Source organism: Polaromonas sp. P3_B4 (assembly GCF_056402835.1).
On the sequence record NZ_JBFUGQ010000001.1, the window covers coordinates 1141224 to 1164073 of the forward strand.

Sequence of the window (22850 nt, forward strand, 5' to 3'; positions counted from 1 at the left end):
GCAAATGGTAGCCGAGCAGGCTACCGCGACATGGCCAACGCGTTGCCGAGATCAGTGATTCATAGAGATGCTATTGATTTGATAGCTGCTTGCGCATATCAAACAAGGGTCAGGGGCCAATAGGGCTTTGTGCTTTTTGCCCGTGCGGGGCCGGCCGCTCGCCATTCAGCAGAAACGGCATTGGCAGAATGCCGCGAGCTCAAAAAGCCAGAAAATTGACGCTATAATCTAAGGCTGTATTCCTCAATAGCTCAGTTGGTAGAGCGCCGGACTGTTAATCCGTAGGTCCCTGGTTCGAGCCCAGGTTGAGGAGCCAATAAATTCAAGGGCCTGCACGCAAGTGCGGGCCTTTTGTCTTTTCAGGCGTTGCGAATGTAATTTCCAGCCTCGTGTTCTGCCGCGGAGTGATCAATCGCCGGGTAGGTACCTAGTACCATCGTGATCATGAAAATCTTCGGACACGCAAGCCAACGAGCAGGACCGGATCAACTATATCCGCCTGTCCAGTTCAAAGTTGATCACTTCCGGACCATGGACAACATGCAAAGCTCCAACATCAAGCAGCGGATATTCGGCGCCTTCCTGGTGCCTTTGCTATTTGTGTCAGCCAGTCATGCGCAAGTCTATAAGTGGGTAGATGCGAAGGGGCAAACGCATTATTCTTCGCGAAAGGATGATGCCGGCGCGGCCAGGGCAGATGAAGTGAAGCTGCCGCCTCAGCCAGCACCCTCTCCAATAGCCAAACCTTCAGCCGAATACTTGCGTGGGCAAAACAAGCAAACGCCACCACGCCTGGTGCCGGAGAAGGAGGCTGACAGCCCGCCCACGCCAAAACCGCCTAAATCGCTCTCCGGGGGAAAAGAAGATGGCACCGATGCGTCACGCTGCGCGCTGGCTCGGGACGTCCTTAGCGGCGCTGTAAGGCACCGCAATGGGCAACCCACGGACAAATATGATCGTGACGTTGCCCAAAATGATGTCCGGGCATTTTGCCGCTAGTGGCACCGCTGCTTAAATTTGCGCGTGTTCCTGAAGGCCACGGAAAACGAATGACCGCATCCATGACTGAAACCGTTTTCGACCACGAATACCCCCGCGTGCTGAGCATTGCAGGTTCCGACAGCGGCGGCGGGGCCGGCATCCAGGCTGACCTCAAGACCTTTGCCGCGCTGGGTTGCTACGGCATGACGGCCATCACCGCGCTGACGGCCCAGAACACGCGCGGCGTTCGCGCCATCCATGGCGTGCCGCCGCAGATGCTGCGCGACCAGATCGACGCTGTCATCGAAGACATAGGTACGGATGCGGTGAAGATCGGCATGCTGCACGCGCCCGACATCGTACAGACCGTGGCCGAGGCGATCGATCGGCATGCGTTGCAGAATGTGGTGCTGGACCCTGTCATGGTCGCCACCAGCGGCGCGGTGCTGATCGACAACCCGGCCATTGCGGTACTGGTGCGGGAGCTGTTTCCGCGTGCCATGGTGGTCACCCCAAATCTCGACGAAGCTTCGCTGTTGGTGGGCCGCCCGCTGGGCGATGAGCAGGCCATGCAGGCCGCCGCACAGGAGTTGCTGACGCAGGGCGCCCGCGCCGTGCTGCTCAAGGGCGGGCATTTGCCCGGCGATGTGGTCAGCGATTTACTGGCCACGCAAAGTGGCGAACTGCACTGGATGCGCGGGCCTCGCATTCCCAGCCCCAATACCCACGGCACCGGTTGCACGCTGTCGTCTGCGATTGCCGCGCACCTGGCGTTGGGGCACCCACTGCTGCAGGCCGTGCAGCTCGCACGTGCCTATGTGCGCGCGGCGCTGGAGGCCGGTGCGCGGGTGCGTACAGGTGCCGGTGGCGGACCGCTGAACCACGGCCACGCGCCCATCGCGATGCGGCTTAAGCTGCTGCGCTAGGGCTTGGATTTCCGGCGCGGGTGAGGCGTGCCAGCACAAAGGTCAGCACCAGTGTTGGCAAAGCCGCTCCCCAATCCGGCGCGAACTTGGCGCACAGGTGATAGCAGGCAATGCCCAGCACCCAGATCGCGACGGCGCTGGGGTTCACCTTGCGTTCGGCTACCAGCGAAGCGATATCGGCCGTGCCGGCCAGCCGTGCCAGGATCACGCCATACAAAGGTACAAACACCGAACTGAGCATCAGCAAAAAAGGCTCCAGGCTGTGCATGGGCAGCACCAGTGCCAGCGCGGTGCACAGCAGTGCCAGCCCCACGCCCCAGCGCCGCACGCTCCAGGCAGGTTTCAGGCTGTGGCCGGCTACCGAGCCCGAATAGAGATCGCCATACGCGTTGTCGACCTCGTCGATCAGGATCAGCCCCAGCGCGATCAGGCCGCCTTGCGCCAGCAGCAATGCGGCGACCAGGTCGGTGCTGGGTGCGGTGATGGCGACCAGCACGCCCAGCGCATAGCACCAGATATTGGCGACGGCGTAGCCCATCCAGGTGCCGCGCAGCGCGGCTTTGCCATCGCGTCCATGGCGCGCGAAATCGGCCACGAGGGGTAACCACGACACCGGCATTGCGATCACCAGGTCGAGTGCGGACAGCGTGCTCATGCCGCCTTCGCCTGGCCGCATCCACAGCGCGCTCAGGCCCTGGGCATTGGCCTTGGCCAGGAATTGCCAGCTCAGCCACAGCAACGAGGCGATGACCAGTGGCAAGCCGTAGCGGCCTATGAATTTGCGCACCAGCTTGACCATGGAGCCCGACAGCAGCGCCAGCAGCACCGCGCCCCACAGCAAAGTGGCCAGAAGCGGCCAGAAGGCACCTGCAAAGTTGCCGGACTGGCGCGCAATAGCCACTGTTCCGTCGCGCATCACCACAAGCTCAAACGTGGTCCAGCCGATGAGCTGCACAATGTTGAGCAGCACCGGCAGGCGCGCAAAGCTGCTGCCGTAGGTGGCATGCATCAGCCCGGCGCTGGAAAGCCCACTGTCGCAGCCGATCCTGGCCGTCCAGGCCAGCAAGCCGGCGCCAAGTACCGAGCCGCAGACGATTACCGTCAAGGCTGTCTGGGTGCCAACGGCCGGTACCAGGTAGGCGCCGATCTGCATGACCAGCAGGCCCACCCCGAGGCTGAGCCACAGTGCGGCATGGTCGCTCCAGCCGAACAGGCGGTCGCTGGAGGGCAACGGCGCAAGCGCGGTGTTGCCGGCGGCAGCAGAAGTAGAAGTCGTGGTCATCAGCAGTTCCGATCATCGATGCCAGGTCGGCCTGCTTGAAGCCCGCAAGAACAGCGGGCATCCGGAACATGCTTCCCTGCGCGAGGATTACCTCAAATCAGGTTCAAAGGGACTTTCTCAGCCGCCGCAACTCGCACGACGAATTGCAGCAACACCCCCAGCGAAAGCGCCTGTGTAGACGCCAGCCAAATTGTAGGGCGATTCCGGGCGGGCCTATTGCGTAAGCCGTACAGGCAACAAAAAGCCCGCACGCGGCGGGCTTTCAGGTGGAAGCGAGCCAGCTCGGCTCAGTCGTCAAACACCGGAGATTCAACGCCCAGCACCTTGTGCAGTTTCGGGCTGGTCGTGGTGTATTGGAGGTGGATCTTCTTGTCCGGGAAGATCAAGGGAGCCGCGCCAAAGGCTGCCAGCGCGCACTCATGGAAGCCGCTCAGAATCAGCTTCTTCTTGCCGGGATAGGTGTTGATGTCGCCCACGGCAAAGATACCCGGAACATTGGTGGAAAACTTCTCGGTATCCACCTTGAGCTGTTTGCGCTCGATGTCCAGGCCCCAGTTGGCGATCGGCCCCAGCTTGGGTGACAGGCCGAAGAACACCAGCAGCACGTCCAGCGGCACCACGCGCGTGACGCCGTCGGAACCCGTGACCTTGGCACCGGTCAACTTGCCTTCTTTTTCTTCGTAGCCGGTGATCTGGCCCACGATGAACTGCATTTCGTAGGCGTCGCAAAGCTCGCGCATTTTGGCCACGCTGGCAGGCGCCGCCTGGAAGCCGTCGCGGCGGTGAATCAGGATCACGCTCTCGGCCTTGTTCGGGCCTTCGGCGACAAAGTTCAGCGTCCAGTCAAGCGCCGAATCACCGCCGCCCACAATCACCAGGTTTTTTCCGGCAAAGTCGGCCGGGCTTTTCACGCGGTAGAACAGCTGGCTGTCGTCGAACTTCTCCAGGCCTTCGACGCGCAGCAGCTTGGGCTGGAAGGCACCCACACCTGCCGCGATAAAAATCGTTTTGGTCAGAAAGCGCGTGCCTTTGGAGGTCTCGACGAAGAAGCGGCCGTCCTGCTGCTTTTCAACCACGCTGACTTCCTGGCCGAAATGAAACGTCGCGCCAAAGGGCTCGATCTGCTTGAGCAGGTTGTCGGTGAGCTCTTTGCCGGTGCAGACGGGCACGGCCGGAATGTCGTAAATCGGCTTGTCGGGGTAAAGCTCAATGCACTGGCCGCCCGGGTAGGCCAGCGAGTCGATCACATGGGCCTTGATCTCAAGCAGCCCCAGCTCAAACACCTGAAACAGGCCTACGGGCCCGGCGCCCACAATCACCGCATCGGTTTCGATGGGACCGTCGTGCTGCGCTGCGGTATTGATCACTTCTTGGTTCAGTTGAGGTTCCATGGTTCCTGGGGCGCTTTGCAAAGCGCGTGGCGGCCCGGGGAGGGCGAGGTGCCGGTGGCTTCAGGCCGGATGAACCGGCTTAGCGGACCAATTCGGACAGCTTGCCCGTCTTGTCTTTCCATTCCTCGGCATCGGGCAGCGCATCCTTGCGCTTGGTGATGCTTTTCCAGCCCGCGGCACGGCTCAATTCCACATTGAGCTGGATGAACGAAACCTGGTCGGCCGGCACGTCCTCCTCGGCGTAGATGGCATTGACCGGGCATTCGGGGATGCAGACGGCGCAGTCGATGCATTCGTCCGGATCGATCACCAGCATGTTGGGGCCTTCCCGGAAGCAATCCACGGGGCAGACATCCACACAGTCGGTGTATTTGCAGCGGATGCACGATTCGGAGACGATGTGAGTCATGTTATTTGGGGCTAATCGGTGGAAACCCTCAATTTTAAGAGGATTCCGTGAGCAGGGTTAAGTCAGTGAGGATAGCGGGGCTTGATCCTGGTCAAAGGATCAGCACGGCACCTGAAGTCTTGTTCGAGGCGGTGTCCACCAGGACCAGCGAGCCCAGCATGCGCGAACGGGCATAAGGAAGGGTGGCCAGCGGTTCCTGCAGGCTCAGCTCGATATGGCCGATGGCATTGGGCGGCAGCTCGCTGGCGTCTTCCTCGGCGAGGGTGTTGACATCGAGCTTGTGAACGATGCGTTTGACCTTGGCCTTGACCCAGCGGTGGCCGTGCAGCGCCCAGTAGATGCGCCCGGCGACCAGCGGCTCATCGTCCATCCAGGCCACGGTGGCCGAGATATCCCGTGAGGGCTCAAAGGTATCCGTGGCCAGCAGCCAGTCGCCGCGCGACACATCGACTTCCCGGTCCAGCACGATGCCTGCACTGTGGCCGGCCAGGATGGCCTTGGGCTGGCGGGCATGGTCCAGCACCTGGGCCACCACGGCCGTCTTGCCGCTGGGGAGTATGGTCACGCTCTGGCCCGGCTGTACGCCGCCCGAGGCAACGCGGCCCCAGAAGACACGCCGGCCCTGGGAGGTATCGGATGAGGACGAAAACTTTTCAACCCATTGCACCGGGAAGGCAAAGGCTTCGGTGGTCTCGGCCGGCGTGACGGGCAGGTGTTCCAGCAACTGCAGCAGCGACAAGCCTTCATAACCGCACCAGCCGGGCTGGGCGTCCACCACGTTAAAGCCCTTGAGGGCAGACACGGGAACGGTCGCTTTCACCGGGATTTTCGCGGCCCGGGCGAATGTTGCCAGCGCTGCTTGAATGTTCCTGAAAGCCAGCGTTGGGTCTTCCACGGCGTCGAGCTTGTTCACGGCGAACACGATGGACGGCACGCGCAGCAGGTTGACCAGCAGCGAATGGCGGCGGGTTTGCTGCAGCAGCTCCAGCGCGGGGTTTTTCCAGTCGAGCTTGGTCGCATCCACCAGCACGACGGCGGCGTCGGCACTGGAGGCGGCCGTCACCATGTTGCGGGTGTATTGCTCATGCCCAGGGGCATCGCCGATGATGAATTTGCGGCTTTCAGTGGCGAAATAGCGGTAGGCCACGTCAATGGTGATGCCCTGCTCGCGCTCGGCCGAAAGGCCGTCCGTCAGCAATGCCAGGTCGGTTTCACCCTGGCGCTGCACGCCGGCCAGGTGGTCCTGCAGCACGGCCTTGCTGTCCACCAGCAGGCGGCCGATCAGAGTGCTTTTGCCGTCGTCGACCGAACCGCAGGTGATGAATTTCAACGCAGGTTTCAGGTCATTTTGGCCTGCAACCGTTTCTGGCTGTGCGCCGTCAGCTATCAAATCAGTAGTGTGGGTACTTGTGGTCATCTCAGTCTCAAAAATGGTGGCAAGGTCTTTATCAGTGGGGGCCGCGGGTCCGGCTGTGCCGGTCCGCAGGCGCCGCCCCCTGGGGGGAGCAGGCGAAGCCTGTCCGGGGGAGAACTAAAAATACCCGTCTTTCTTGCGCTTTTCCATCGAAGCGTCGGAGGTCTTGTCGTCCATGCGCGTTGCGCCGCGCTCGCTCACGTCGGCGGCCAGCGTTTCGATCACGATCTCGGCGGCCGTGGCGGCCGGGCTGTCGACCGGGCAGGTGCAGGTGATGTCGCCGACGGTGCGGAAACGCACGGTCTTTTCAACGATCTGCTCCCCGTCGCGTGCCGGGGTGAGGTCCGTCACCGGTACCAGCAGGCCCTTGCGTTCGACCACCTTGCGCTGGTGCGCGTAGTAGAGCGAAGGCAGTGCGATTTGCTCCCGTTCGATGTACTGCCACACGTCGAGTTCTGTCCAGTTGGAGATCGGGAACACCCGGAAGTGCTCGCCGGGCTGCAGCCGGGTGTTGAACAGCGTCCAGAGCTCAGGGCGCTGGGCCTTGGGTTGCCATTGGCCGAAGCTGTCGCGGTGCGAAAAGATGCGCTCCTTGGCGCGGGCTTTTTCCTCGTCGCGGCGCGCGCCGCCAATCAGGGCGTCAAAGCGGAATTCGTCAATCGCCTCAAGCAGCGTGACCGACTGGTGCACATTGCGCGATTCGCCTGGGTGGGCCAGGCGCACCGTGCCGCGTTTCATCGAGTCTTCGACATTGCGCACGATCAGCTCGGCGCCCAGCTCTTTGGCGCGGAAGTCACGGAAGTCGGTCACTTCGTGGAAGTTGTGGCCGGTGTCGATCATCAGGAGCGGGTAGGGGATGCGGCCCACGCCGAAGGCCTTTTCCGCGCACTTGAGCATCACCAGCGAATCCTTGCCGCCCGAAAACAGCAGGGCCGGGCGCTCAAAGGCGGCGGCTACTTCGCGCAGGATGAAGATGGTTTCCTCTTCCAGCGCATCGAGATGGGAGTTGGACAGCCGCGCGATGGAGATCGCCGGGTCGGCTGGCAGCAGGTGGGATGGTGTGCGGGCGTTCATAGGTCAGTCAGTGCGCAAGGTGCAGGCCGCATTCGCGGTTGTCTTCGCCCTTGGTGGGGTCCACATAGTCAAAATTGTTGGGCAGGCCGTTGATCTCACAGTACTGGTAAAGGTCCTTGGACGACCAGTGCAGGAGCGGCGCGACCTTGATCAGTCCGTCGGGGTTGACGCTGACCGGGTCCATCTGGGCGCGTACCGCGGTGTCGGTGGCGCGCAAGGCCGTGAACCAGACCTGGGGCGCGGTTTCACGCAGGGCGCGGGCAAATGGCTCGAGTTTGACTTCTTCGGTGAAGGCAGCATGGCGTGGATCGTCCAGCGCCGGGGTCAGGCCTTCCACCGCCTCGCGGTGCGCACGGGAGCGGCGCGGCAGGTAAATATGCAGGTCCAGCTTGAGCAGCTTGGTCACTTCGTCGGCGAACTGGTAAGTGGCCTCGGTGTTGTAGCCGTTGTCCATCCAGACCACGGGAACGCGGGGATTGGCGCGCGTCACCATGTGCAGTATCACCGCCTCGAAGGGGCGGAAATTGGTGGTGACGATGGCAGGCCGGCCCAGTCCCACGGCCCAGCCCACCAGGCCCTGTGCGTTGTGGCCGAGTTCTGCGTTGATTTTTGCAAGGTCGAGGCTCATGGTGTTCAGGCGGCAGCCGCCTCCTTGAAGTGGGGTTGCACGTCTACCGCATCGCCCTGGTATTTGCCTGCTTTGTAGCCGGGGTAGCTGCTCAACACACGTTGGGCAACGGCCATGTCCTGGTCAGCACGCAGCACGGCAGTGTCAAAGCCGCTGCGCTCCATCTGGGCGAGCTGGTCCACCAGTACGTCGCCGGTGGCGCGGATTTCACCCTTGAACTCGCGGCGGCGGCGCAGCAGGAAGGCCTGGCTGTAGGCGCGGCCATCGGTGAACTTCGGGAAGTGCAGGTCAATGCGCGCGATGCCGTCGAGTGTGATCTCGAATGGATCGGCATCGTTCGCAAGGACCAGGGTACCGGGTTGTTCGGCGCCGCTTTGTTCGCTGAAAGGCAGTAATTTCATCGTGATTTCCTTTCCAGTGTTCAGTGCGCGACGGTGTTGGGGGCAAAGCGCGCATTCTTGGCGGCGGCCTTGTAGGGTTCGATGCCGACGCGGCGGAAAGTCGCAATGAACGTTTCGCCGTCTTCGCGCAGCTGGCGATAGGTGTCGAGCACTGCTTCAATGACTTCCGGCACTTCGGCGCCGGTGAACGAAGGGCCCACCACCTTGCCAGGCACCGAGGCGCCGCTCAGCGTGGAACCATCGGAGCCGCCCAACGACACCTGGTACCACTCAAGGCCGTCCTTGTCGACGCCCAGGATGCCGATATGGCCGCTGTGGTGGTGGCCGCAGGAGTTGATGCAGCCGCTGATGTGCAGGTCGATCTCGCCCAGGTCGTGCAGCTCGTCCATGTCCTGGTAGCGCTCGGTGATGGCTTCGGCAATCGGGATGGAGCGCGCATTGGCCAGCGAGCAGAAATCACCGCCGGGGCAGGCGATCATGTCGGTCAGCAGGTGGATATTGGGCTTGGCAAAACCGGCCTTGCGGGCGGCGCGCCAGAGTTCGGGCAGCTCGTCGCAACGCACCCAGGGCAGCAGCAGGTTCTGGTCGTGCGTGACGCGCACTTCACCGGCGCTGAACTGGTCGGCCAGATCGGCGGCGATGTCGAGCTGGTCGGCCGTCGCGTCGCCGGGCGCCTGGCCCAGGCGCTTGAACGACAGCGTCACGGCGCGCAGGTCGGGGTTCTGGTGCGGGGCCACATTGCGCTGCAGCCAGCGGCCGAACTCCACGTCGTCTTCGGCGGCGGCGCGCAGGATGTTGGCAATTTTTGTATCGGCGCTCTTGCGGTCGCAATTGAGCGCAGGCGGCACAAAGCAGGCTGTCACGCGGTCGAGTTCTTCCTGCGTGATGGTGTGCGGCGCGCCATCGTGTTCCAGGATCTGCTTGTATTCGGCCTCGACGTCGTCAATGTAGCGCTGGCCTTCGGCTTTCACCAGAATCTTGATGCGGGCTTTGTAGATGTTGTCGCGGCGGCCATAGCGGTTGTACACGCGCACCACGGCTTCCAGGTAATTCATGATCTGGTTCCAGGGCAGGAACTCGCGGATCACCGTGCCGATCACCGGCGTGCGGCCCATGCCGCCGCCCACCAGCACCTTGAAGCCCAGCTCGCCTTCGGCGTTGCGGATCAGATGCAGGCCGACGTCGTGCCAGGCGGTGGCGGCGCGGTCTTCGCGGGCGCCGCTGATGGCGATCTTGAACTTGCGCGGCAGGAAGGCGAACTCGGGGTGCAGCGTGCTCCACTGGCGCAAGATTTCGCCGAAGGGACGCGGGTCGGCAATTTCGTCGACGGCGATGCCCGCGCGCTCGTCGCTGGTGATGTTGCGGATGCAATTGCCGCTGGTCTGGATGCCGTGCATGCTGACACTGGCCAGCAGGTCCATTACCTCGGCGGATTTGTCGAGCGGGATCCAGTTGTACTGAATGTTCTGGCGCGTCGTGAAGTGGGCGTAGCCGGTGGTCAGCTTGGAGCTGACCGACAGGCCGTTTTTCAGGTTCACGGGGCCGAGCTTGTCCTGTTTGGACTGGGCTTCGTTGAACAGCGCGGCGTTGGGCTGGTCGTACTCGCGGGCGATTTTGGCCAGCACGCGCACCTGTGCGCTGGATAGTTCGCCATAAGGCACGGCCACGCGCAGCATGGGCGCGTAACGCTGCACATACCAGCCGTTTTGCAGGCGCAAGGGGCGAAATTCGTCTTCAGGCAACTGGCCTGCCTGCCAGCGGGTCAGCTGGTCGCGGTACTGGTTGGCGCGGGCCTTGACAAACTCGCGGTCAAATTCTGTGTATTGGTACATGGCTGTCGGGATTCAAACGTCGTGGGATTTTTATAAGGAGCGGGTCAGATCGAAATCAGTTTCACGCCGGCATAGGCCAGCAGCACAGACAACAGCGAGCGGATCACGCGGTCTGGCGTTTTGTGCACCAGGTGCGAACCCAGCCAGATGCCGGGCAGGGAGCCGGCCAGCAGCTTGATCAGCAGCGGCCAGTCTACCGAGCCGATGGAGGCATGGCCCAGGCCGGCCACCAGCGTCAGCGGTACGGCGTGGGCGATGTCGGCCGCCACGATGCGCGGCAGCGGCAGGGTGGGGTAGAGCAGCATCAGCACGATCACGCCGATGGCACCCGCGCCGACTGACGTCAAAGTGACCAGCGTGCCGATGACCGCGCCAAACAGCAGCGGCAGCGACCAGTGGCGCGCACGCGTGGCCTGGCCTATGAGTTCGGGCGCGATGGTGGTCGGGGCGGCCTTGCCGCGCAGCACCTTGTAGGCCGTGGCGCCAGCCGTCAGCAGTAACGCCAGGCCGAGGGTGGTGGTCATGATGGCTTGCGTAGCCGGGTTGGCCGGGCCCATGCGCTGCAACATATAAAGGGTGGCCAGGGCCGCCGGAATGCTGCCGGCTGCTGTTTGCCCGACGATTTTCCAGTCCACCACCCGGGCGCGGGCCAGGCTGACGGTCCCGCCCATCTTGGTAAAGGCCGCAAACAGCAGGTCGGTGCCGATGGCAAGGTGCGGTTTGATGCCGAAAAAGAAGATCAGCAGCGGCGTCATCAGCGAGCCGCCGCCCACCCCTGTCAAACCCACAACCAGGCCGACGGCAAAACCAGCAAATACAAAGGCAAATTCATGCATAGCGGGAGAATGTAAGTGCGCGACTTATAAAAACAAACTACACATTTGTTCTGCCGTTATGCAGATAAGCTTATTCGCCAATAAATATGCGGGTTTCGAACGGTTTTTTCGTGTTGGCGGCATAAGGCTTGCATTCAGGTTGGCCGTTCACCAGCCGACCCGTCACAAAGCGCTGGTACAGTCCCTGCTCTTTCGGATGAGCTGCCCGGTTTTGGGCTTGCCGCACGAACCGAATTGCCCATTTTTGGAGAAAACCCGTGAAATTGATGAAGTCCGCCCTGATGGGCGGTTTGTTTCTGGCCTGCGCCACGGCGGTGACGCTCGCCCAGGGCAGCCCGAAACCTCCCATCAAGATCGGCGAAATCAACAGCTACTCCGCCATTCCCCAGTTCGCCCAGCCTTACCGGCAAGGCTGGCAGCTTGCGGTCGAGGAAATCAATGTGGCTGGTGGTCTGCTGGGGCGCAAGATCGAAGTCATCTCGCGCGATGACGCCGGCAAACCCGAAGAAGCCCTGCGCCAGGCCGTCGAGCTGACCTCAAAGGAAAGGGTGGATGTGCTGGCGGGAGGGTTTTACTCTAGCGTCGGGCTGGCGCTGGCCGGCCATGCCCAGGCCAGCCGGCGGGTGTTTATCGCCAGCGAATCGCTGGCCGACGCCATTGTCTGGGAGCAAGGCAACCGCTACACCTTCCGCCTGCGGCCTAGTACTTATATGCAGGCGGCCATGCTGGTCGAAGAGGCAGCCAGGTTGCCGGCCAAACGCTGGGCCACGATTGCCCCCAATTACGAATACGGCCAGAGCGCAGTCACTGTATTCAAGGAGTTGCTGAAAGCCAGGCGCCCGGACGTCGAGTTTGTGAGTTACCAGTGGCCGGCCCTGGGCAAGATAGAAGCCGGCCCGACGCTGCAGGCGGCCATGCAGGCAAAACCCGAGGCGATCTTCAACGCGACTTTCGGCGCCGACCTCGCCAGGCTGGTTCGTGAGGGCAACCAGCGCGGCATTTTTCCCCGCATGCCGGTGGTGTCGATGCTTTCGGGGGAACCCGAGTACCTGGATGCGCTGAAAGACGATACGCCGAAAGGCTGGATCGTCACCGGCTATCCGTGGGACCAGATCGACTCCCGCGAGCATGCCAGCTTTGCCGCCAACTACTATCGCCGCTTCAACGAATACCCCAAAGTCGGTTCGGCGGTGGGCTACGCCACCATGCAGGCGATTTTTGCCGCCATCCGCAGGGCCAATTCCACCGACAACGAAAAGCTGGTGGTGGCTCTGCGTGGCCTGAAATTCTCCACGCCTTTCGGCCCCGCCGAATTCCGCGCCATTGACCACCAGTCCACCATGGGCGCCTATGTGGGCAGGCTGGACCTGCGCGGCCACAAGGGCACCATGGTGCAATGGCGCTATGCCGACGGCAAGGCCTATTTGCCAAGCGATGCGTATGTCAAGGCCCGCAGGCCCGCCGCGGCCATGAAGTGACGTTTTGACAACGCAGGTGCTGAATTCCTTGAAGCCTCCCCGGCGATCCCCCCATAATCGGGCGCAATGACGAATACGGGTGGTGAGGCTGTCAAGCGGGTTTTTGTAAAAGTGTTCGGGTTTGATGACGTTGAGCGTCATGCCCTGAACGCGGTGTTTCGCATTTCCGAAACACGACCTATCGCCTACACCCCCTGGACGCCCGACGCGCCCGAAGAGGCCTTGATGGCGCTGATTGACGGCGACAGCTGGGAAGCTGCGCTGGAGCTGGCCAACCCCGCGAATGACGACTTCACCCTGATCTGGATCGGCGACAACCCGCCGGCCAGGGCGCGCCTGGTGATTCCACGCCCGCTGCAGTGGACCGCCGTGATTGACGGCATGGACGAATTGCTGGCCGCTGAACGGCGGCAGGCCGCGCAGGCTCTGCCGCCGGGCAAAACGCGTGGTGAGAAGGACCTGGATCTCGACCTGCTGTCCGAATCCACCGCGCTGCTGGACCTCGATCTCGACTTTGATTCGCAGGCGCCTACCGCGCCGGCGCCGCTGGAAGCCCCGGAGCCCCTGCCGGAGCGCCCTCAAGTGTTGGTGGTGGATGCTGATCGCGACGCGCGTCTTTACCTGCGTGCCAGGCTGGCCATGGCCGGTTTCGTGAAGATAGACGAGGCGACCACCGGCACCGAAGCGCTCAAGCTGATTGACACGCATCTTTACAAGCTGGTGATTCTCGACATGGAGCTCCCCGACATTGAGCCCTGGGAAATGGTCAAGCGGGTGGAGGCATCGCGCCCTGCCATCGCCTATCTGATTTTGACCGGCAACCGTCTCTCCCCGCTGGACACCGTGCGCGGATGGTTCGGCGGCGCGCGCGGCAGCCTGCGCAAACCCCTGCACCCCGGAAAGCTCAAACGCCTGCTGCGCAGCGTGGAGTGAAGGCGCTCATTACGCCCTGAATGCTATCTATTTGATAGCTGCTTGCGCCCGTTCCCCCTTGGTTTCAGCCCTGTTTGGCTTAAAAATCTCAAATATTGACGATCAGCGCGGGCAGGGCATGCTGCGGCATCAGCGCCTCCGCCAGCCGCTGTTCAATCGGCAAAGGTTCGGCGTGCAGCTTCGCCGCCAGCAATTCCCCGCAAAGCGCGGCAAACGTCAGCCCGCGCGAGCCCATGCCGCTGCACACCCACAGGCCCGGGCTTTCTTCAAGCGGGCCCAGTGCGGGCAAGCGGCTGGGCGTGGCACAGCGCACACCCGCCCAGGACTGAACCTTCCCGGGCTCAAACTGTGCGGCCAGTGCACGGGCGGTTTGCGGCAGCAGGGTTTGCAGCCGGCTGAAATTGTGCTGGTCGTCCTGGGGCCGCGTTTCGGCCTGGGTGTTGTCGCGTTCAAAGCTGGAGCCCATGACCCAGGCCAGGCCGCCGGCCTTGCTGGGCAGGGGCACCGCGGGCACCAGGCTGCCATGGCCGTTCACGGGAAAGGGCGGCAGTGCGCTGGCCGCGCCGGGCTCATGCAGGCCCCAGCTCACTTGGCCCCGGATGGCCTGCAGTGCAAGGTCACCAGCCTTGTTCGTTGCGGCGCCGGCAGCCAGTTCGAGGCTGGCATAACCGGCCGCCAGCACCACGAGTTCGGCGCGGGCCAACTCCCGGCCCTGCGCATCCAGAACCTGCCACTGGCCCGAGGCCTGGTTCAGGCGGCTCACCACTGATCGGCCGTGCGATTGCACACCCGGCCCAGCCAGCCAGGCGTCGACCAGGGCGGCCGGCCGGATCCAGCCGGCCCGCGCATGCCACAACGCGGGCGTATCCGGCGGCAGGCCGCATTGCCTGAGCTGGGCGGCGTCGGCTGGCCCTGTCCAGTCGCCAGCGGCGTCGGCCCAGTCCGTTTGCCAGGCCTCAGGCCTTTTGCGTGGGTGCTCCACCGCATGCTCCAGCACGCCGGTGCGGCCCCAGTCGCCGGCCTGCAGCATTGCCTCGGCCTGCTGCAGCGTGGCGCGAATGCCATGGCGCGACAGGCGCGAGAGCGGGTTGTCGTCGGGCGAGACATGCGGCGCCAGCAAGCCGGCGGGCAGGCCGGACGCCCCGGTGGCGGGCTCTTCGGCTGCGTCCAGCACCACGACCTGCCAGCCGCGACGCGCCAGGCTGGCCGCCACAGCCGCGCCGGCCAGGCCGGCGCCAATCACCACGCAGCGCCCGGGCAGCCGGCGAGCGGGCGAGGGCTGCGCTTTTTTAGGTTCCCACGCCGGGTTGAACTCACCCTGCAGGTTGTCGCGTTTGGGCGGAATGCCCGGCACCTTGTTGACCACAAATCCGCATTGCGCCAAGGCGTCGCGCACGCTGCGTGCAATCGTCCAGGTGGCGATTCGCGTGCCGCGCCGGCAGCAGCGGGCCACCGCCTTGAAGGTGTGCACGTCCCAGATGTCCGGATTGCGCTGCGGGCTGAAACCGTCCAGGTAGACCGAATCTGCCTCAAACGATTGTTCGCGCAGCATGGCCTTGGCGTCGCCGATGCACAGCGTCAGCAAGACTTGGCCGCCTTCAAACACCAGCCGGTGAAAGCCCGGCAGCAGGCCCCACAGCTGGCGCTGCAGCTGTTCGGCGAAGGGAAGTAGTTCAGGGTGGGTTCGGGCGCTGCGCAATACGTCTTCGGCGCTGGCCGGAAAGGCCTCGGTCGAGACGAAATGCAGCAGTCCGGGGCGCTCTGGGTCGGCCTTCCAGTCGGCCCAGGTCACGAGGAAATTCAGGCCCAGGCCGAAGCCGGTTTCAAGAACAGTCCATTGTGGCTGGCCAGCCCAGGCTTCGGGCAGGCCGCAGCCCTTGAGGAAGACTTCTTTAGCCTGGTCCAGGCCGCCCAGCTCGCTGCGGTAGCGGTCGCCAAAGCGCGGGCTGTAGGGGCTGCCGCCGGCTGTGCCGTCGTCCAGCCACTCGATCACCTCAGCCATGGCCGACCAATGCAAGTTTCATTGTTAGTGACAGGCGTGTGGTCCCCGGTTTCAGGCCAGCCGGGGCCGCGGAACCGGCTTTGCCGGGCCGCAGGCGCAGCGGCCCCCTCGGGGGGCAGCGCAGTACGCGAAGCGACAAGCGTGGGGGCCTTATTGAGTCGGGGGAACGTAGCCTTGGACGGCATCGGCGCCGTCGCCGAAGAAGTGTTTTTCCATCTGGCGGGCCAGGTACTGGCGGGCGCGGGCATCGGCCAGGTTCAGGCGGTTTTCATTGACCAGCATGGTTTGCTGCTTCATCCACTCCGCCCAGGCTTCCTTGCTGACTTCTTCCCAAAGGCGCTTGCCCAGCGGGCCGGGGTAGGGCGGAAAGTCCAAGCCTTCGGCTTCTTTACCGAGTTTGATGCATTTGACGAGGCGTGCCATGGGGTAGTTCTTTCGTAGGGCTAGGGTGTCTAAGGATGTTTGTGGAATAAAGAACTGATTTTTTATTCGTTCCAGTTTCTAAGGTCTGCTTCCAGAATCCATTTTGTTCGCATTTACACGCAATTTTTTGGAAAAAGAGAGCAACCATGACTTCACGCCGCAACTTTATCAATGTTTCCACCCGCACTGCCGTGGCGGCCGGTTTGGGTTTGACGCTGGCAGGGTCACTGCTGACCGCCCAGGCCCAGCAAGCGCCCGTCACGCTGCTCAACGTCTCGTATGACCCAACCCGTGAGCTTTATGTCGAATACAACGCGGCCTTCAGCAAATACTGGAAAGCCAAGACCGGCCAGGATGTCACCATCAAGCAGTCGCACGGCGGCTCCGGCAAGCAGGCCCGCTCCATCATTGATGGCCTGGACGCCGACGTGGCCACGCTGGCCCTGGCCGGCGACACCGATGCGCTGGTCAAAAACGGCGGCTGGTTGTCGGCCGACTGGCAAAAGAAACTCCCGCACAACTCGTCGCCCTACACCTCGACCATCGTGCTGGCCGTGCGTCAGGGCAACCCCAAAGGCATCAAGGACTGGGATGACCTGATCAAGCCCGGCATCACCGTGATCACGCCCAACCCCAAAACCTCGGGCGGCGCCCGCTGGAACTACCTGGCCGCCTGGGAATTTGCCAAGCGCAAATACGGCAGTGATGCCAAAGCCAAAGAGTTCGTTGCCAAGCTGTACGGCAATGTCTCCGTGCTGGACACCGGCGCCCGCGGCTCCACGATCACCTTTGCCCAGCGTGCCCAGGGCGACGTGCTGATCGCCTGGGAAAACGAAGCCTACCTGCTTGAAAAGGAATTCGGCGCCAAGTTCGACGTGGTCGCGCCGTCGCTGAGCATCCTGGCCGAGCCCGCCGTCGCCGTGGTCGACAAGAACGTCGACAAGAAGGGCACCCGCGCGGTGGCTGAGGAATACCTGAAGTACCTTTATTCGGAAGAAGGCCAGGACATTGCCGGCAAGAACTTCTACCGCCCGGCGGTTTCGCAGAAAGCCATTGCCAAGTACGCCAAGCAGTTTCCCAAGCTGAACCTGTTCACCATCGACCAGGCCTTCGGCGGCTGGGCCAAGGCGGACAAAGAGCATTTCGCTGACGGCGGCTCGTTCGATCAGATCTATACAAGGAAGTAGGCTTCCCCCCGAAGCGGCCTCTGGCCGCCTCCCCCCAGGGGGCGCCCGCTGCGGCCCGGCTGAGCCGGTTCCGCGCCGGCACTGGTAGATATGGGGTGATACGTCGCCGCGTCCTCAAGCAAATTAGAAAGCAATCTCACTAATGTCCGTACAACAATCCGTGCTGCTCATTGCCGGCAGCCCTTCCGAGCAATCCCGTTCGGCAGCGCTGCTCGACTCCGTCAGCGACAGGCTGGCCCTGCGGGGTGGCCTGGTGGTCGATCGGCTGAACATCCGTGAGCTGCCGGCTCAGGCTTTGCTGCTGGCTGAGTGGGGTCATCCGGCGATCGTCAAGGCGATTGACCAGATTGCCCGTGCGCGCGCCATCGTGGTGGCCACGCCCGTTTACAAGGCGGCTTACAGCGGCCTGCTCAAGGTGCTGCTGGATTTGCTGCCGCAAACGGCGCTGAAGGAAAAAACCGTGCTGCCGCTGGCCACCGGCGGCAGCCCGCACCATATGCTGGCGCTGGACTACGCCCTGCGCCCGGTGCTGCAGGCGCTGGCGGCCCGCCACATCCTGCCGGGCGTATACGCCACCGATTCGCAGGTGCCGCAGTCGGCCGACAAGCGCTATGAAGTGGGGCCCGAGATCACCGTGCGCCTGGATGATGCGGTGCTGACCCTGCTGGCGGAAAGCTTCCGGATGCCGGCCACCACGGGCTTCGAGCCGGTGCATTTTTCGCGGGTGCGATGTAGCGTCTGAGCTGAGCCGCCCGCCGGTGCTGAATTCAGGCCATTGAATTCATCGATTTTCAGTTCAACGTTTTTTACCCAAGTTCCAGGAGAACCTGTATGTCCATCCAAGCCATCAACGTCCGCAACCAGTTCCGCGGAAAAATCAAGGAAATCATCCGCGGCGACGTGGTGTCTGAACTCGACGTTGAAACGCCCTGGGGCATCGTCACCTCGGTCATCACCACGCGCTCGGTCGACCAGCTCGAACTGGCCGTCGGCAGCGAGGTGGTAGCGCTGGTCAAGTCGACCGAGGTGTCCATTGCCAAGCTGTAGGCCTGCCAGCGCGGGTTGATTGCCAAATTGCTGCCTGGCGCTTTATTGACGGGCGCAAGCAGCTATTAAAACCATAGCAAATCCAGGGCCGTCCCGTTGTGATGAACAGCAGGGCGGCCGCCTGTGCGTGTGCCTTACTGCAGTTCGACGCCCGCCTTTTTCACCAGCTGCGCGTACTTCACCAGTTCGCTGCGAAAGTACTGCGCGGCGGCTTCCGGGCTGCCGGGGTTGATGGTGTTGCCCTGCTTGAGCATGGCTTCCTTCACTTCGGGCGTGGCATAGGCGGCAACCACCGCGTCGTGGATGCGTTTGACGTCGGCCGCCGGCAGCTTCGCGGGGCCTATCACCGCGAACCAGCCTTCCATGTTGTAGTTGGGCAGGCCTTGTTCCGCAATGGTCGGAATGTCGGGCGCCGCGGGTGAACGGGCGCTGCCGCCCACACCGATGGCGCGCAAGGCGCCGCTCTTCAGGTGCGCCTGCACGGCAGGGAGCGCCAGCACGCCCATGTCCACCTGCCCGCCGATCATGTCGGCAACCATGGGGCCCACGCCCTTGTAGGGAATGTGTTTGGCCTTGACCTGTGCTTCGTCCAGAAACATCTGCGCAGCCAGGTGCAGGATGGTGCCGTTGCCCGACGACGCATAGTTGTAGGCGTCGGGTTTGGCCTTGAGCAGGGCGACCAGCTCTTTCACGTTGGTGGCCGGCAGTTTGGCGGGGTTCACCACCAGCACCATCGGCGTGGTGCCAATGACGGTGATGGGCGTGATGTCGGCCACCGGGTCGAACGGCAGCGACTTGTAGACGCTGGGGTAGATCACGTGGTTGTTGGACACCACGCTCAGCGTCATGCCGTCGGGGGCAGCCTTCACAAGCGCGGACGTGCCGACAATGCCGCCTGCGCCGGGCTGGTTTTCAATCACCACCGGGTTGCCCAGCGCCTTGCCCAGCGCAACACTGGCCGCTCGCACGATGGTGTCCACGCCCGAGCCGGCGCCCACCGGCAGGATGAAGCGCACCACCTTGTCGGTAGTCTGGGCCAGCAATCTGCGCGGCATGGCCAGGAAAGCGCCGCCGGCAAAAAGGGCGCCCAGTCCCCAGAGGGCCTGGCGCCGGGTCGCGGGTTGGTTGCTCAAGGCTGAGGTATCGGTACTGCGGATCATCTTCATCTTGGGGGTCATTTTGTCTCCTTCATTGTCGTGAGTCGCGCAAATCGGCTGGCAGGGTCAACTCACTGCCTCAACTGACTGCAGCTTGCCGGTGCAGGTCATCCATTTCACCCGCGCTGTAGCCCAGGCCTGCCAGCAGCTCGCGGGTGTGCTCACCCAGCGTGGGCGGGTGCAGGCGAACCCCCAGCCGCTCCCCTTGCATGGTGATGGGGAATAGGGTGGTTTTTACCATCTGGCCGGCCTTGGGGCCATCGGGCAGGCGCACGTCGGCCAGGCCGCCGGTAGCCAGCAGGTGCTCATCGTCGAACAAATCCTCGGGCCTGCGGATGGGCGCAAACGGCAGGCCGGCTTTTTCCATCACGGCTGAAAGCTCGGTAGCGCTGCGCGGGGCCAGCCGCGCCGCCAGGTCCTTGAGCAACGCGGGGCGCACCGCCACGCGCTGGTTGTTGGTGGCCAGCGCCGGGTCGGCCTTGAGGTCGGGAAAGCCCAGCACGGTGCAAAAGATCTGCCACTGCGCGTCGCTCACGGCCGCCAGGAAGATCTGTTCACCGTCCCTGACCGTGAACACGTCGTACACCGCCCAGGGGTTGTCGCGCGCGGGCATGGGGGCCGGGTGTTTGCCTGTCATGGCGTACTGCAGCATGTGCTGGCCCATCAGGAAGACATTGTTTTCATACAGTGCCGACTGCACTTCCATGCCCTTGCCGCTAATGCCTCGCTGGATCAGCGCGCCCAGCGCCCCGATGGCACCGAAGAGCCCGCCCATGATGTCGTTCACGCTGGTGCCGGCGCGCAGCGGGTCGCCGGGCCGGCCCGTCATGTAGGCCAGGCCCCCCATCATCTGCACCACCTCGTCAAGCGCGGTGCGGTGGTCATAGGGGCCGGGCAAAAAACCTTTGTGGCTGACGTAAATAATGCGCGGGTTGACGGCGCTGAGCGCGGTGTAGTCCAGGCCGTACTTGGCCATGGTGCCGGGCTTGAAGTTTTCGGCCACCACGTCGGCGCTGGCGCAGAGCTTGCGCGCCACTTCGGCGCCCACCGGGTCGTGCAGGTCAATGCCGATGCTTTTCTTGTTGCGGTTGAAGAGCGGAAAGAAGCCCGAGCCGGCGCCCAGCAGGCGGCGGGTCCGGTCGCCGTCAATGGGTTCGACCTTGATGACTTCGGCTCCCATGTCGGCCAGCACCATGCCGCAGGTGGGGCCCATGACCATGTGGGTGAACTCCACCACGCGCAGGCCGGCCAGCGGCTGTGGGGTGGTGGATTCGGGGATGGGTTGCATGCAGTGTTCCGGAAGAAAAAATAATTCAGGCCGCAGCGGCGGTGGGGTCAGCAGATGCGCGCATGGTTTTGGGCAGGCCCGCGCGCCACAGCGTGCCGTGCAGGATTTCGCCTTCAAGCCAACCCGCCACCCGGGTGCGCAGCGCCATCAGCTTGTCAAAATCAATGCCGGTTTCAATGCCCATGCTGGCCAGCATATAGGCCAGGTCTTCAGTGGCCACGTTGCCGCTGGCGCCGGGCGCATGCGGGCAGCCGCCTATGCCGGCCAGGCAAGCGTCAAAGCGCGTCACGCCGGTTTGCAGCGCGGCATACACGTTGGCCATGCCAAGGCCGCGGGTGTCATGAAAGTGGCCGCAGTTGAGTCGCTCACCGGCCACCTCAAAAGCCTGCTCAAACAGCAGGCGAACCATTTCCGGGTCGGCGTAGCCCACGGTGTCTGCCAGGCCCACGCGGTCGGCACCGGCGTCCAGCACGGCGCGCAGCAGCCGCAGCACCTCGGACGGCTCGACCCGGCCCTGCAGCGTGCAACCAAAGGCGGTGCTCATGCCGACTTCAATCACGATGGGCGAGCCCGAGGCATCACGCAGGTCGCGGATGCGGGCGATTTCTTCGACCACCTCATCGGGCGTCTTGCGCAGGTTGGCCAGGCTGTGGGCGTGGCTGGCCGAAATCGGCAGCAGCATCAGGTCGGCGCCGGATTCGATGGCGCGTTCGGCACCCTTGAGGTTGGGCACCAGCACCGACGTGACCAGGCCGGGCAGTGTTTTGGCAAAGGCCACCAGCTCGGCGGTGTCGGCCAGCTGCGGCAGCAGGCGCGCCGGCACAAACGAGCCAACCTCGATTTCGCGCTGGCCGGCGTCGTAGGCCGACTGGATCCACTCCAGCTTGTGCGCGGTCGGCATCACGGCGGCAATGCTTTGCAGGCCGTCACGCGGGCCGACTTCACGAATCGTTGCCTGCCGGGGGAGGGCAGGCCTTGAAGGCAGGTTCACTGTGGTCTCCGTTGTCGTCTGTTCATTTTCGGGGTGCAGCTGCAGTTTAGAATTTCCCAAAGGGTTTGATTGGTCAATTTTGGAAGCACTGACGTTCCGCTTGGGAATATCAAATCTGCGCCGCTTTTCCAGGCGAGTTGTACGTGTACCCAGGAGCCGCCCATGAGAGACCTCGACATGACCACGCTGCGGCTGTTCGCGGCAGTGTGTGATGCGCGCAGCATTGCCCGCGCGGCCGAGCAGGCCAACATCGTCGGCTCGGCCATCAGCAAGCGGCTGGCCCAGCTCGAAGACACCGTCGGCACGCCGCTGCTGGTGCGGCGCCGCCGCGGTGTGGAGCCCACACCTGCTGGCGAAAGCCTGCTGGAGCACGCGCGCACCATGCTGGCCAGCGCCGAGCGCATTGAACGCGACATGGCCGCCTATGCCCAGGGCGTGCGCGGCCAGGTGCGCATCCTGGCCACGGCTTCTGTCATGGCCGAGTCCCTGGCCGACGATGTGGCGGCTTTTTTGCAGGAGCCGGCGCACCACGACATCCAGGTCGACATGGAAGAGCGCGTCAGCCCCGATGTGATTCGCGGCATCAAGGAGGGCGTGGCCTCGGTCGGCATCTGCTGGGACGCCGCCGACCTGAGCGGCCTGCAGTCGCGCAGCTACCGCACCGATCACCTGGCCATCGTGACCCACCCGTCGCACCCGCTGGCAGGCGAGAAAACCCTGCACTTTGAGCAGACGCTCGACTTCGAGCATGTCAGCCTTCCCGCGCACAGCGCTGTGCAGGTGCTGCTCTTGCGGGCTGCGGCGCTCAAGGGCAAGGTCGTTGTTCACCGCGTCATCGTGTCCAACTTCGAGGCCGCCTTGCGTGTGGTCCGCGCCAACCTGGCCATCAGCGTGGTGCCGCGCGAGGTGGCTGAGCCTTATGCCGCCACCTATGGCCTGCGTGTGATGCCGCTCGCCGACCCCTGGGCCCAGCGGCGCTTTGCCATCTGCTTTCGGGATGAGGCGGGTTTGTCGGCGGCGGCCAGGCTGCTGGTGGCCCATCTGGCGGCAAAAGGGTTGCCCGATGGAGGGTGAAAAGTACCGTAGACGCTCTGCGCGGTATTTCGGGTGCTATCAAATCAGGAGCTACTTGCGCTTACCAGCATTGGCCTGCAGCTACTTTTTATCCAT

22 protein-coding genes and 1 tRNA gene are annotated in these 22850 nt (G+C 63.4%); 9 read left to right on the forward strand and 14 right to left on the reverse strand.

Annotated features, from left to right (window positions below; all coding sequences use genetic code 11):
- Positions 1-240: 240 nt before the first annotated feature.
- The 3 genes from AC1DVV_RS05575 (at position 241) to thiD (ending at position 1907) form a co-directional block, all read left to right on the forward strand.
- Positions 241-316, forward strand: a tRNA-Asn gene (locus tag AC1DVV_RS05575).
- 128 nt (positions 317-444) lie between these two features.
- Positions 445-999, forward strand: a complete 555-nt coding sequence (locus AC1DVV_RS05580) for a DUF4124 domain-containing protein (RefSeq protein WP_477667265.1) — start codon at positions 445-447, stop codon at positions 997-999.
- Positions 1000-1061: 62 nt separating this feature from the next.
- Positions 1062-1907, forward strand: coding sequence for a bifunctional hydroxymethylpyrimidine kinase/phosphomethylpyrimidine kinase (gene thiD / locus AC1DVV_RS05585; protein WP_477667266.1), 846 nt, complete (start codon positions 1062-1064; stop codon positions 1905-1907).
- Here the strand turns inward: thiD and AC1DVV_RS05590 are convergent.
- The 9 genes from AC1DVV_RS05590 to AC1DVV_RS05630 form a co-directional block, all read right to left on the reverse strand.
- On the reverse strand, positions 1891-3189 hold the full coding sequence (locus AC1DVV_RS05590; RefSeq protein ID WP_457278596.1) for a purine-cytosine permease family protein: 1299 nt from the start codon (positions 3187-3189) through the stop codon (positions 1891-1893). The genes thiD and AC1DVV_RS05590 overlap by 17 nt on opposite strands.
- Positions 3190-3476: 287 nt before the next feature.
- The gene (locus AC1DVV_RS05595; protein ID WP_457278595.1) at positions 3477-4580 is read right to left on the reverse strand and encodes an NAD(P)/FAD-dependent oxidoreductase; all 1104 of its coding nucleotides are present in this window, start codon (positions 4578-4580) and stop codon (positions 3477-3479) included.
- Between the two features lie 79 nt (positions 4581-4659).
- The gene (fdxA, locus tag AC1DVV_RS05600; protein ID WP_477693598.1) at positions 4660-4989 is read right to left on the reverse strand and encodes a ferredoxin FdxA; all 330 of its coding nucleotides are present in this window, start codon (positions 4987-4989) and stop codon (positions 4660-4662) included.
- A gap of 91 nt (positions 4990-5080) precedes the next feature.
- Complete coding sequence (locus AC1DVV_RS05605; protein WP_477707128.1) at positions 5081-6406, reverse strand: sulfate adenylyltransferase subunit 1; 1326 nt, start codon at positions 6404-6406, stop codon at positions 5081-5083.
- Between the two features lie 114 nt (positions 6407-6520).
- Complete coding sequence (cysD, locus tag AC1DVV_RS05610; protein WP_457278592.1) at positions 6521-7477, reverse strand: sulfate adenylyltransferase subunit CysD; 957 nt, start codon at positions 7475-7477, stop codon at positions 6521-6523.
- A 7-nt stretch (positions 7478-7484) separates the two neighbouring features.
- Positions 7485-8105, reverse strand: a complete 621-nt coding sequence (locus AC1DVV_RS05615; protein ID WP_457278591.1) for a phosphoadenosine phosphosulfate reductase domain-containing protein — start codon at positions 8103-8105, stop codon at positions 7485-7487.
- Between the two features lie 5 nt (positions 8106-8110).
- Positions 8111-8506 (reverse strand): DUF934 domain-containing protein, encoded by a 396-nt coding sequence (locus tag AC1DVV_RS05620; RefSeq protein ID WP_457278590.1) that lies wholly within the window; start codon positions 8504-8506, stop codon positions 8111-8113.
- A 20-nt stretch (positions 8507-8526) separates the two neighbouring features.
- Complete coding sequence (locus tag AC1DVV_RS05625; RefSeq protein ID WP_457278589.1) at positions 8527-10338, reverse strand: nitrite/sulfite reductase; 1812 nt, start codon at positions 10336-10338, stop codon at positions 8527-8529.
- A gap of 44 nt (positions 10339-10382) precedes the next feature.
- Positions 10383-11174 (reverse strand): sulfite exporter TauE/SafE family protein, encoded by a 792-nt coding sequence (locus AC1DVV_RS05630; protein WP_477667269.1) that lies wholly within the window; start codon positions 11172-11174, stop codon positions 10383-10385.
- Positions 11175-11440: 266 nt separating this feature from the next.
- On the opposite strand from AC1DVV_RS05630, the gene AC1DVV_RS05635 reads away from it, so the two are divergent.
- Both AC1DVV_RS05635 and AC1DVV_RS05640 read left to right on the forward strand, forming a co-directional pair.
- Positions 11441-12652 (forward strand): ABC transporter substrate-binding protein, encoded by a 1212-nt coding sequence (locus AC1DVV_RS05635; protein WP_477702501.1) that lies wholly within the window; start codon positions 11441-11443, stop codon positions 12650-12652.
- Between the two features lie 66 nt (positions 12653-12718).
- Positions 12719-13585, forward strand: a complete 867-nt coding sequence (locus AC1DVV_RS05640; protein ID WP_457278587.1) for a response regulator transcription factor — start codon at positions 12719-12721, stop codon at positions 13583-13585.
- Between the two features lie 88 nt (positions 13586-13673).
- Here AC1DVV_RS05640 and mnmC read toward each other — a convergent pair whose 3' ends face one another.
- On the reverse strand, positions 13674-15587 hold the full coding sequence (gene mnmC / locus AC1DVV_RS05645) for a bifunctional tRNA (5-methylaminomethyl-2-thiouridine)(34)-methyltransferase MnmC2/FAD-dependent 5-carboxymethylaminomethyl-2-thiouridine(34) oxidoreductase MnmC1 (RefSeq protein ID WP_477702498.1): 1914 nt from the start codon (positions 15585-15587) through the stop codon (positions 13674-13676).
- A 150-nt stretch (positions 15588-15737) separates the two neighbouring features.
- Positions 15738-16010, reverse strand: coding sequence for an oxidative damage protection protein (locus AC1DVV_RS05650; protein WP_457278585.1), 273 nt, complete (start codon positions 16008-16010; stop codon positions 15738-15740).
- A gap of 146 nt (positions 16011-16156) precedes the next feature.
- Between AC1DVV_RS05650 and AC1DVV_RS05655 the strand changes: the two genes are divergently transcribed.
- The 3 genes from AC1DVV_RS05655 (at position 16157) to AC1DVV_RS05665 (ending at position 18244) form a co-directional block, all read left to right on the forward strand.
- Positions 16157-17197: a sulfate ABC transporter substrate-binding protein gene (locus AC1DVV_RS05655; protein WP_477702497.1), complete on the forward strand. Its 1041-nt coding sequence runs from the start codon at positions 16157-16159 to the stop codon at positions 17195-17197.
- A gap of 142 nt (positions 17198-17339) precedes the next feature.
- On the forward strand, positions 17340-17939 hold the full coding sequence (gene ssuE, locus AC1DVV_RS05660) for an NADPH-dependent FMN reductase (RefSeq protein ID WP_477647791.1): 600 nt from the start codon (positions 17340-17342) through the stop codon (positions 17937-17939).
- Positions 17940-18028: 89 nt separating this feature from the next.
- Positions 18029-18244, forward strand: a complete 216-nt coding sequence (locus AC1DVV_RS05665; protein ID WP_457278582.1) for a TOBE domain-containing protein — start codon at positions 18029-18031, stop codon at positions 18242-18244.
- A 134-nt stretch (positions 18245-18378) separates the two neighbouring features.
- Here AC1DVV_RS05665 and AC1DVV_RS05670 read toward each other — a convergent pair whose 3' ends face one another.
- The 3 genes from AC1DVV_RS05670 to AC1DVV_RS05680 all read right to left on the reverse strand — a co-directional run bounded on the left by AC1DVV_RS05670 (position 18379) and on the right by AC1DVV_RS05680 (position 21680).
- On the reverse strand, positions 18379-19404 hold the full coding sequence (locus AC1DVV_RS05670; protein ID WP_477694450.1) for a Bug family tripartite tricarboxylate transporter substrate binding protein: 1026 nt from the start codon (positions 19402-19404) through the stop codon (positions 18379-18381).
- Between the two features lie 76 nt (positions 19405-19480).
- Positions 19481-20689 carry a CaiB/BaiF CoA transferase family protein gene (locus AC1DVV_RS05675; RefSeq protein ID WP_477702496.1) on the reverse strand — a complete coding sequence of 403 codons (1209 nt, stop codon included), beginning with the start codon at positions 20687-20689 and terminating at the stop codon, positions 19481-19483.
- Positions 20690-20714: 25 nt separating this feature from the next.
- Positions 20715-21680, reverse strand: coding sequence for a hydroxymethylglutaryl-CoA lyase (locus AC1DVV_RS05680; protein WP_477702495.1), 966 nt, complete (start codon positions 21678-21680; stop codon positions 20715-20717).
- A gap of 162 nt (positions 21681-21842) precedes the next feature.
- Between AC1DVV_RS05680 and AC1DVV_RS05685 the strand changes: the two genes are divergently transcribed.
- A complete protein-coding gene (locus tag AC1DVV_RS05685) occupies positions 21843-22754 on the forward strand; it encodes a LysR family transcriptional regulator (RefSeq protein ID WP_477693606.1) in 912 nt (303 codons plus the stop codon).
- Positions 22755-22850: the final 96 nt, after the last annotated feature.

What these genes read in the sequence shown, in the direction of transcription:
- AC1DVV_RS05675 (WP_477702496.1), bottom strand. Translation starts at nt 20,689, where the DNA reads ATGCAACCCATCCCCGAATCCACCACCCCACAGCCGCTGGCCGGCCTG.
- AC1DVV_RS05685 (WP_477693606.1), top strand. Translation starts at nt 21,843, where the DNA reads ATGAGAGACCTCGACATGACCACGCTGCGGCTGTTCGCGGCAGTGTGT.
- AC1DVV_RS05595 (WP_457278595.1), bottom strand. Translation starts at nt 4,580, where the DNA reads ATGGAACCTCAACTGAACCAAGAAGTGATCAATACCGCAGCGCAGCAC.
- AC1DVV_RS05635 (WP_477702501.1), top strand. Translation starts at nt 11,441, where the DNA reads ATGAAGTCCGCCCTGATGGGCGGTTTGTTTCTGGCCTGCGCCACGGCG.
- thiD (WP_477667266.1), top strand. Translation starts at nt 1,062, where the DNA reads ATGACTGAAACCGTTTTCGACCACGAATACCCCCGCGTGCTGAGCATT.
- AC1DVV_RS05580 (WP_477667265.1), top strand. Translation starts at nt 445, where the DNA reads ATGAAAATCTTCGGACACGCAAGCCAACGAGCAGGACCGGATCAACTA.
- cysD (WP_457278592.1), bottom strand. Translation starts at nt 7,477, where the DNA reads ATGAACGCCCGCACACCATCCCACCTGCTGCCAGCCGACCCGGCGATC.
- ssuE (WP_477647791.1), top strand. Translation starts at nt 17,340, where the DNA reads ATGTCCGTACAACAATCCGTGCTGCTCATTGCCGGCAGCCCTTCCGAG.
- AC1DVV_RS05670 (WP_477694450.1), bottom strand. Translation starts at nt 19,404, where the DNA reads ATGATCCGCAGTACCGATACCTCAGCCTTGAGCAACCAACCCGCGACC.
- AC1DVV_RS05650 (WP_457278585.1), bottom strand. Translation starts at nt 16,010, where the DNA reads ATGGCACGCCTCGTCAAATGCATCAAACTCGGTAAAGAAGCCGAAGGC.
- fdxA (WP_477693598.1), bottom strand. Translation starts at nt 4,989, where the DNA reads ATGACTCACATCGTCTCCGAATCGTGCATCCGCTGCAAATACACCGAC.
- AC1DVV_RS05620 (WP_457278590.1), bottom strand. Translation starts at nt 8,506, where the DNA reads ATGAAATTACTGCCTTTCAGCGAACAAAGCGGCGCCGAACAACCCGGT.
- AC1DVV_RS05590 (WP_457278596.1), bottom strand. Translation starts at nt 3,189, where the DNA reads ATGACCACGACTTCTACTTCTGCTGCCGCCGGCAACACCGCGCTTGCG.
- AC1DVV_RS05640 (WP_457278587.1), top strand. Translation starts at nt 12,719, where the DNA reads ATGACGAATACGGGTGGTGAGGCTGTCAAGCGGGTTTTTGTAAAAGTG.
- AC1DVV_RS05605 (WP_477707128.1), bottom strand. Translation starts at nt 6,406, where the DNA reads ATGACCACAAGTACCCACACTACTGATTTGATAGCTGACGGCGCACAG.
- mnmC (WP_477702498.1), bottom strand. Translation starts at nt 15,587, where the DNA reads ATGGCTGAGGTGATCGAGTGGCTGGACGACGGCACAGCCGGCGGCAGC.
- AC1DVV_RS05665 (WP_457278582.1), top strand. Translation starts at nt 18,029, where the DNA reads ATGTCCATCCAAGCCATCAACGTCCGCAACCAGTTCCGCGGAAAAATC.
- AC1DVV_RS05615 (WP_457278591.1), bottom strand. Translation starts at nt 8,105, where the DNA reads ATGAGCCTCGACCTTGCAAAAATCAACGCAGAACTCGGCCACAACGCA.
- AC1DVV_RS05630 (WP_477667269.1), bottom strand. Translation starts at nt 11,174, where the DNA reads ATGCATGAATTTGCCTTTGTATTTGCTGGTTTTGCCGTCGGCCTGGTT.
- AC1DVV_RS05625 (WP_457278589.1), bottom strand. Translation starts at nt 10,338, where the DNA reads ATGTACCAATACACAGAATTTGACCGCGAGTTTGTCAAGGCCCGCGCC.
- AC1DVV_RS05655 (WP_477702497.1), top strand. Translation starts at nt 16,157, where the DNA reads ATGACTTCACGCCGCAACTTTATCAATGTTTCCACCCGCACTGCCGTG.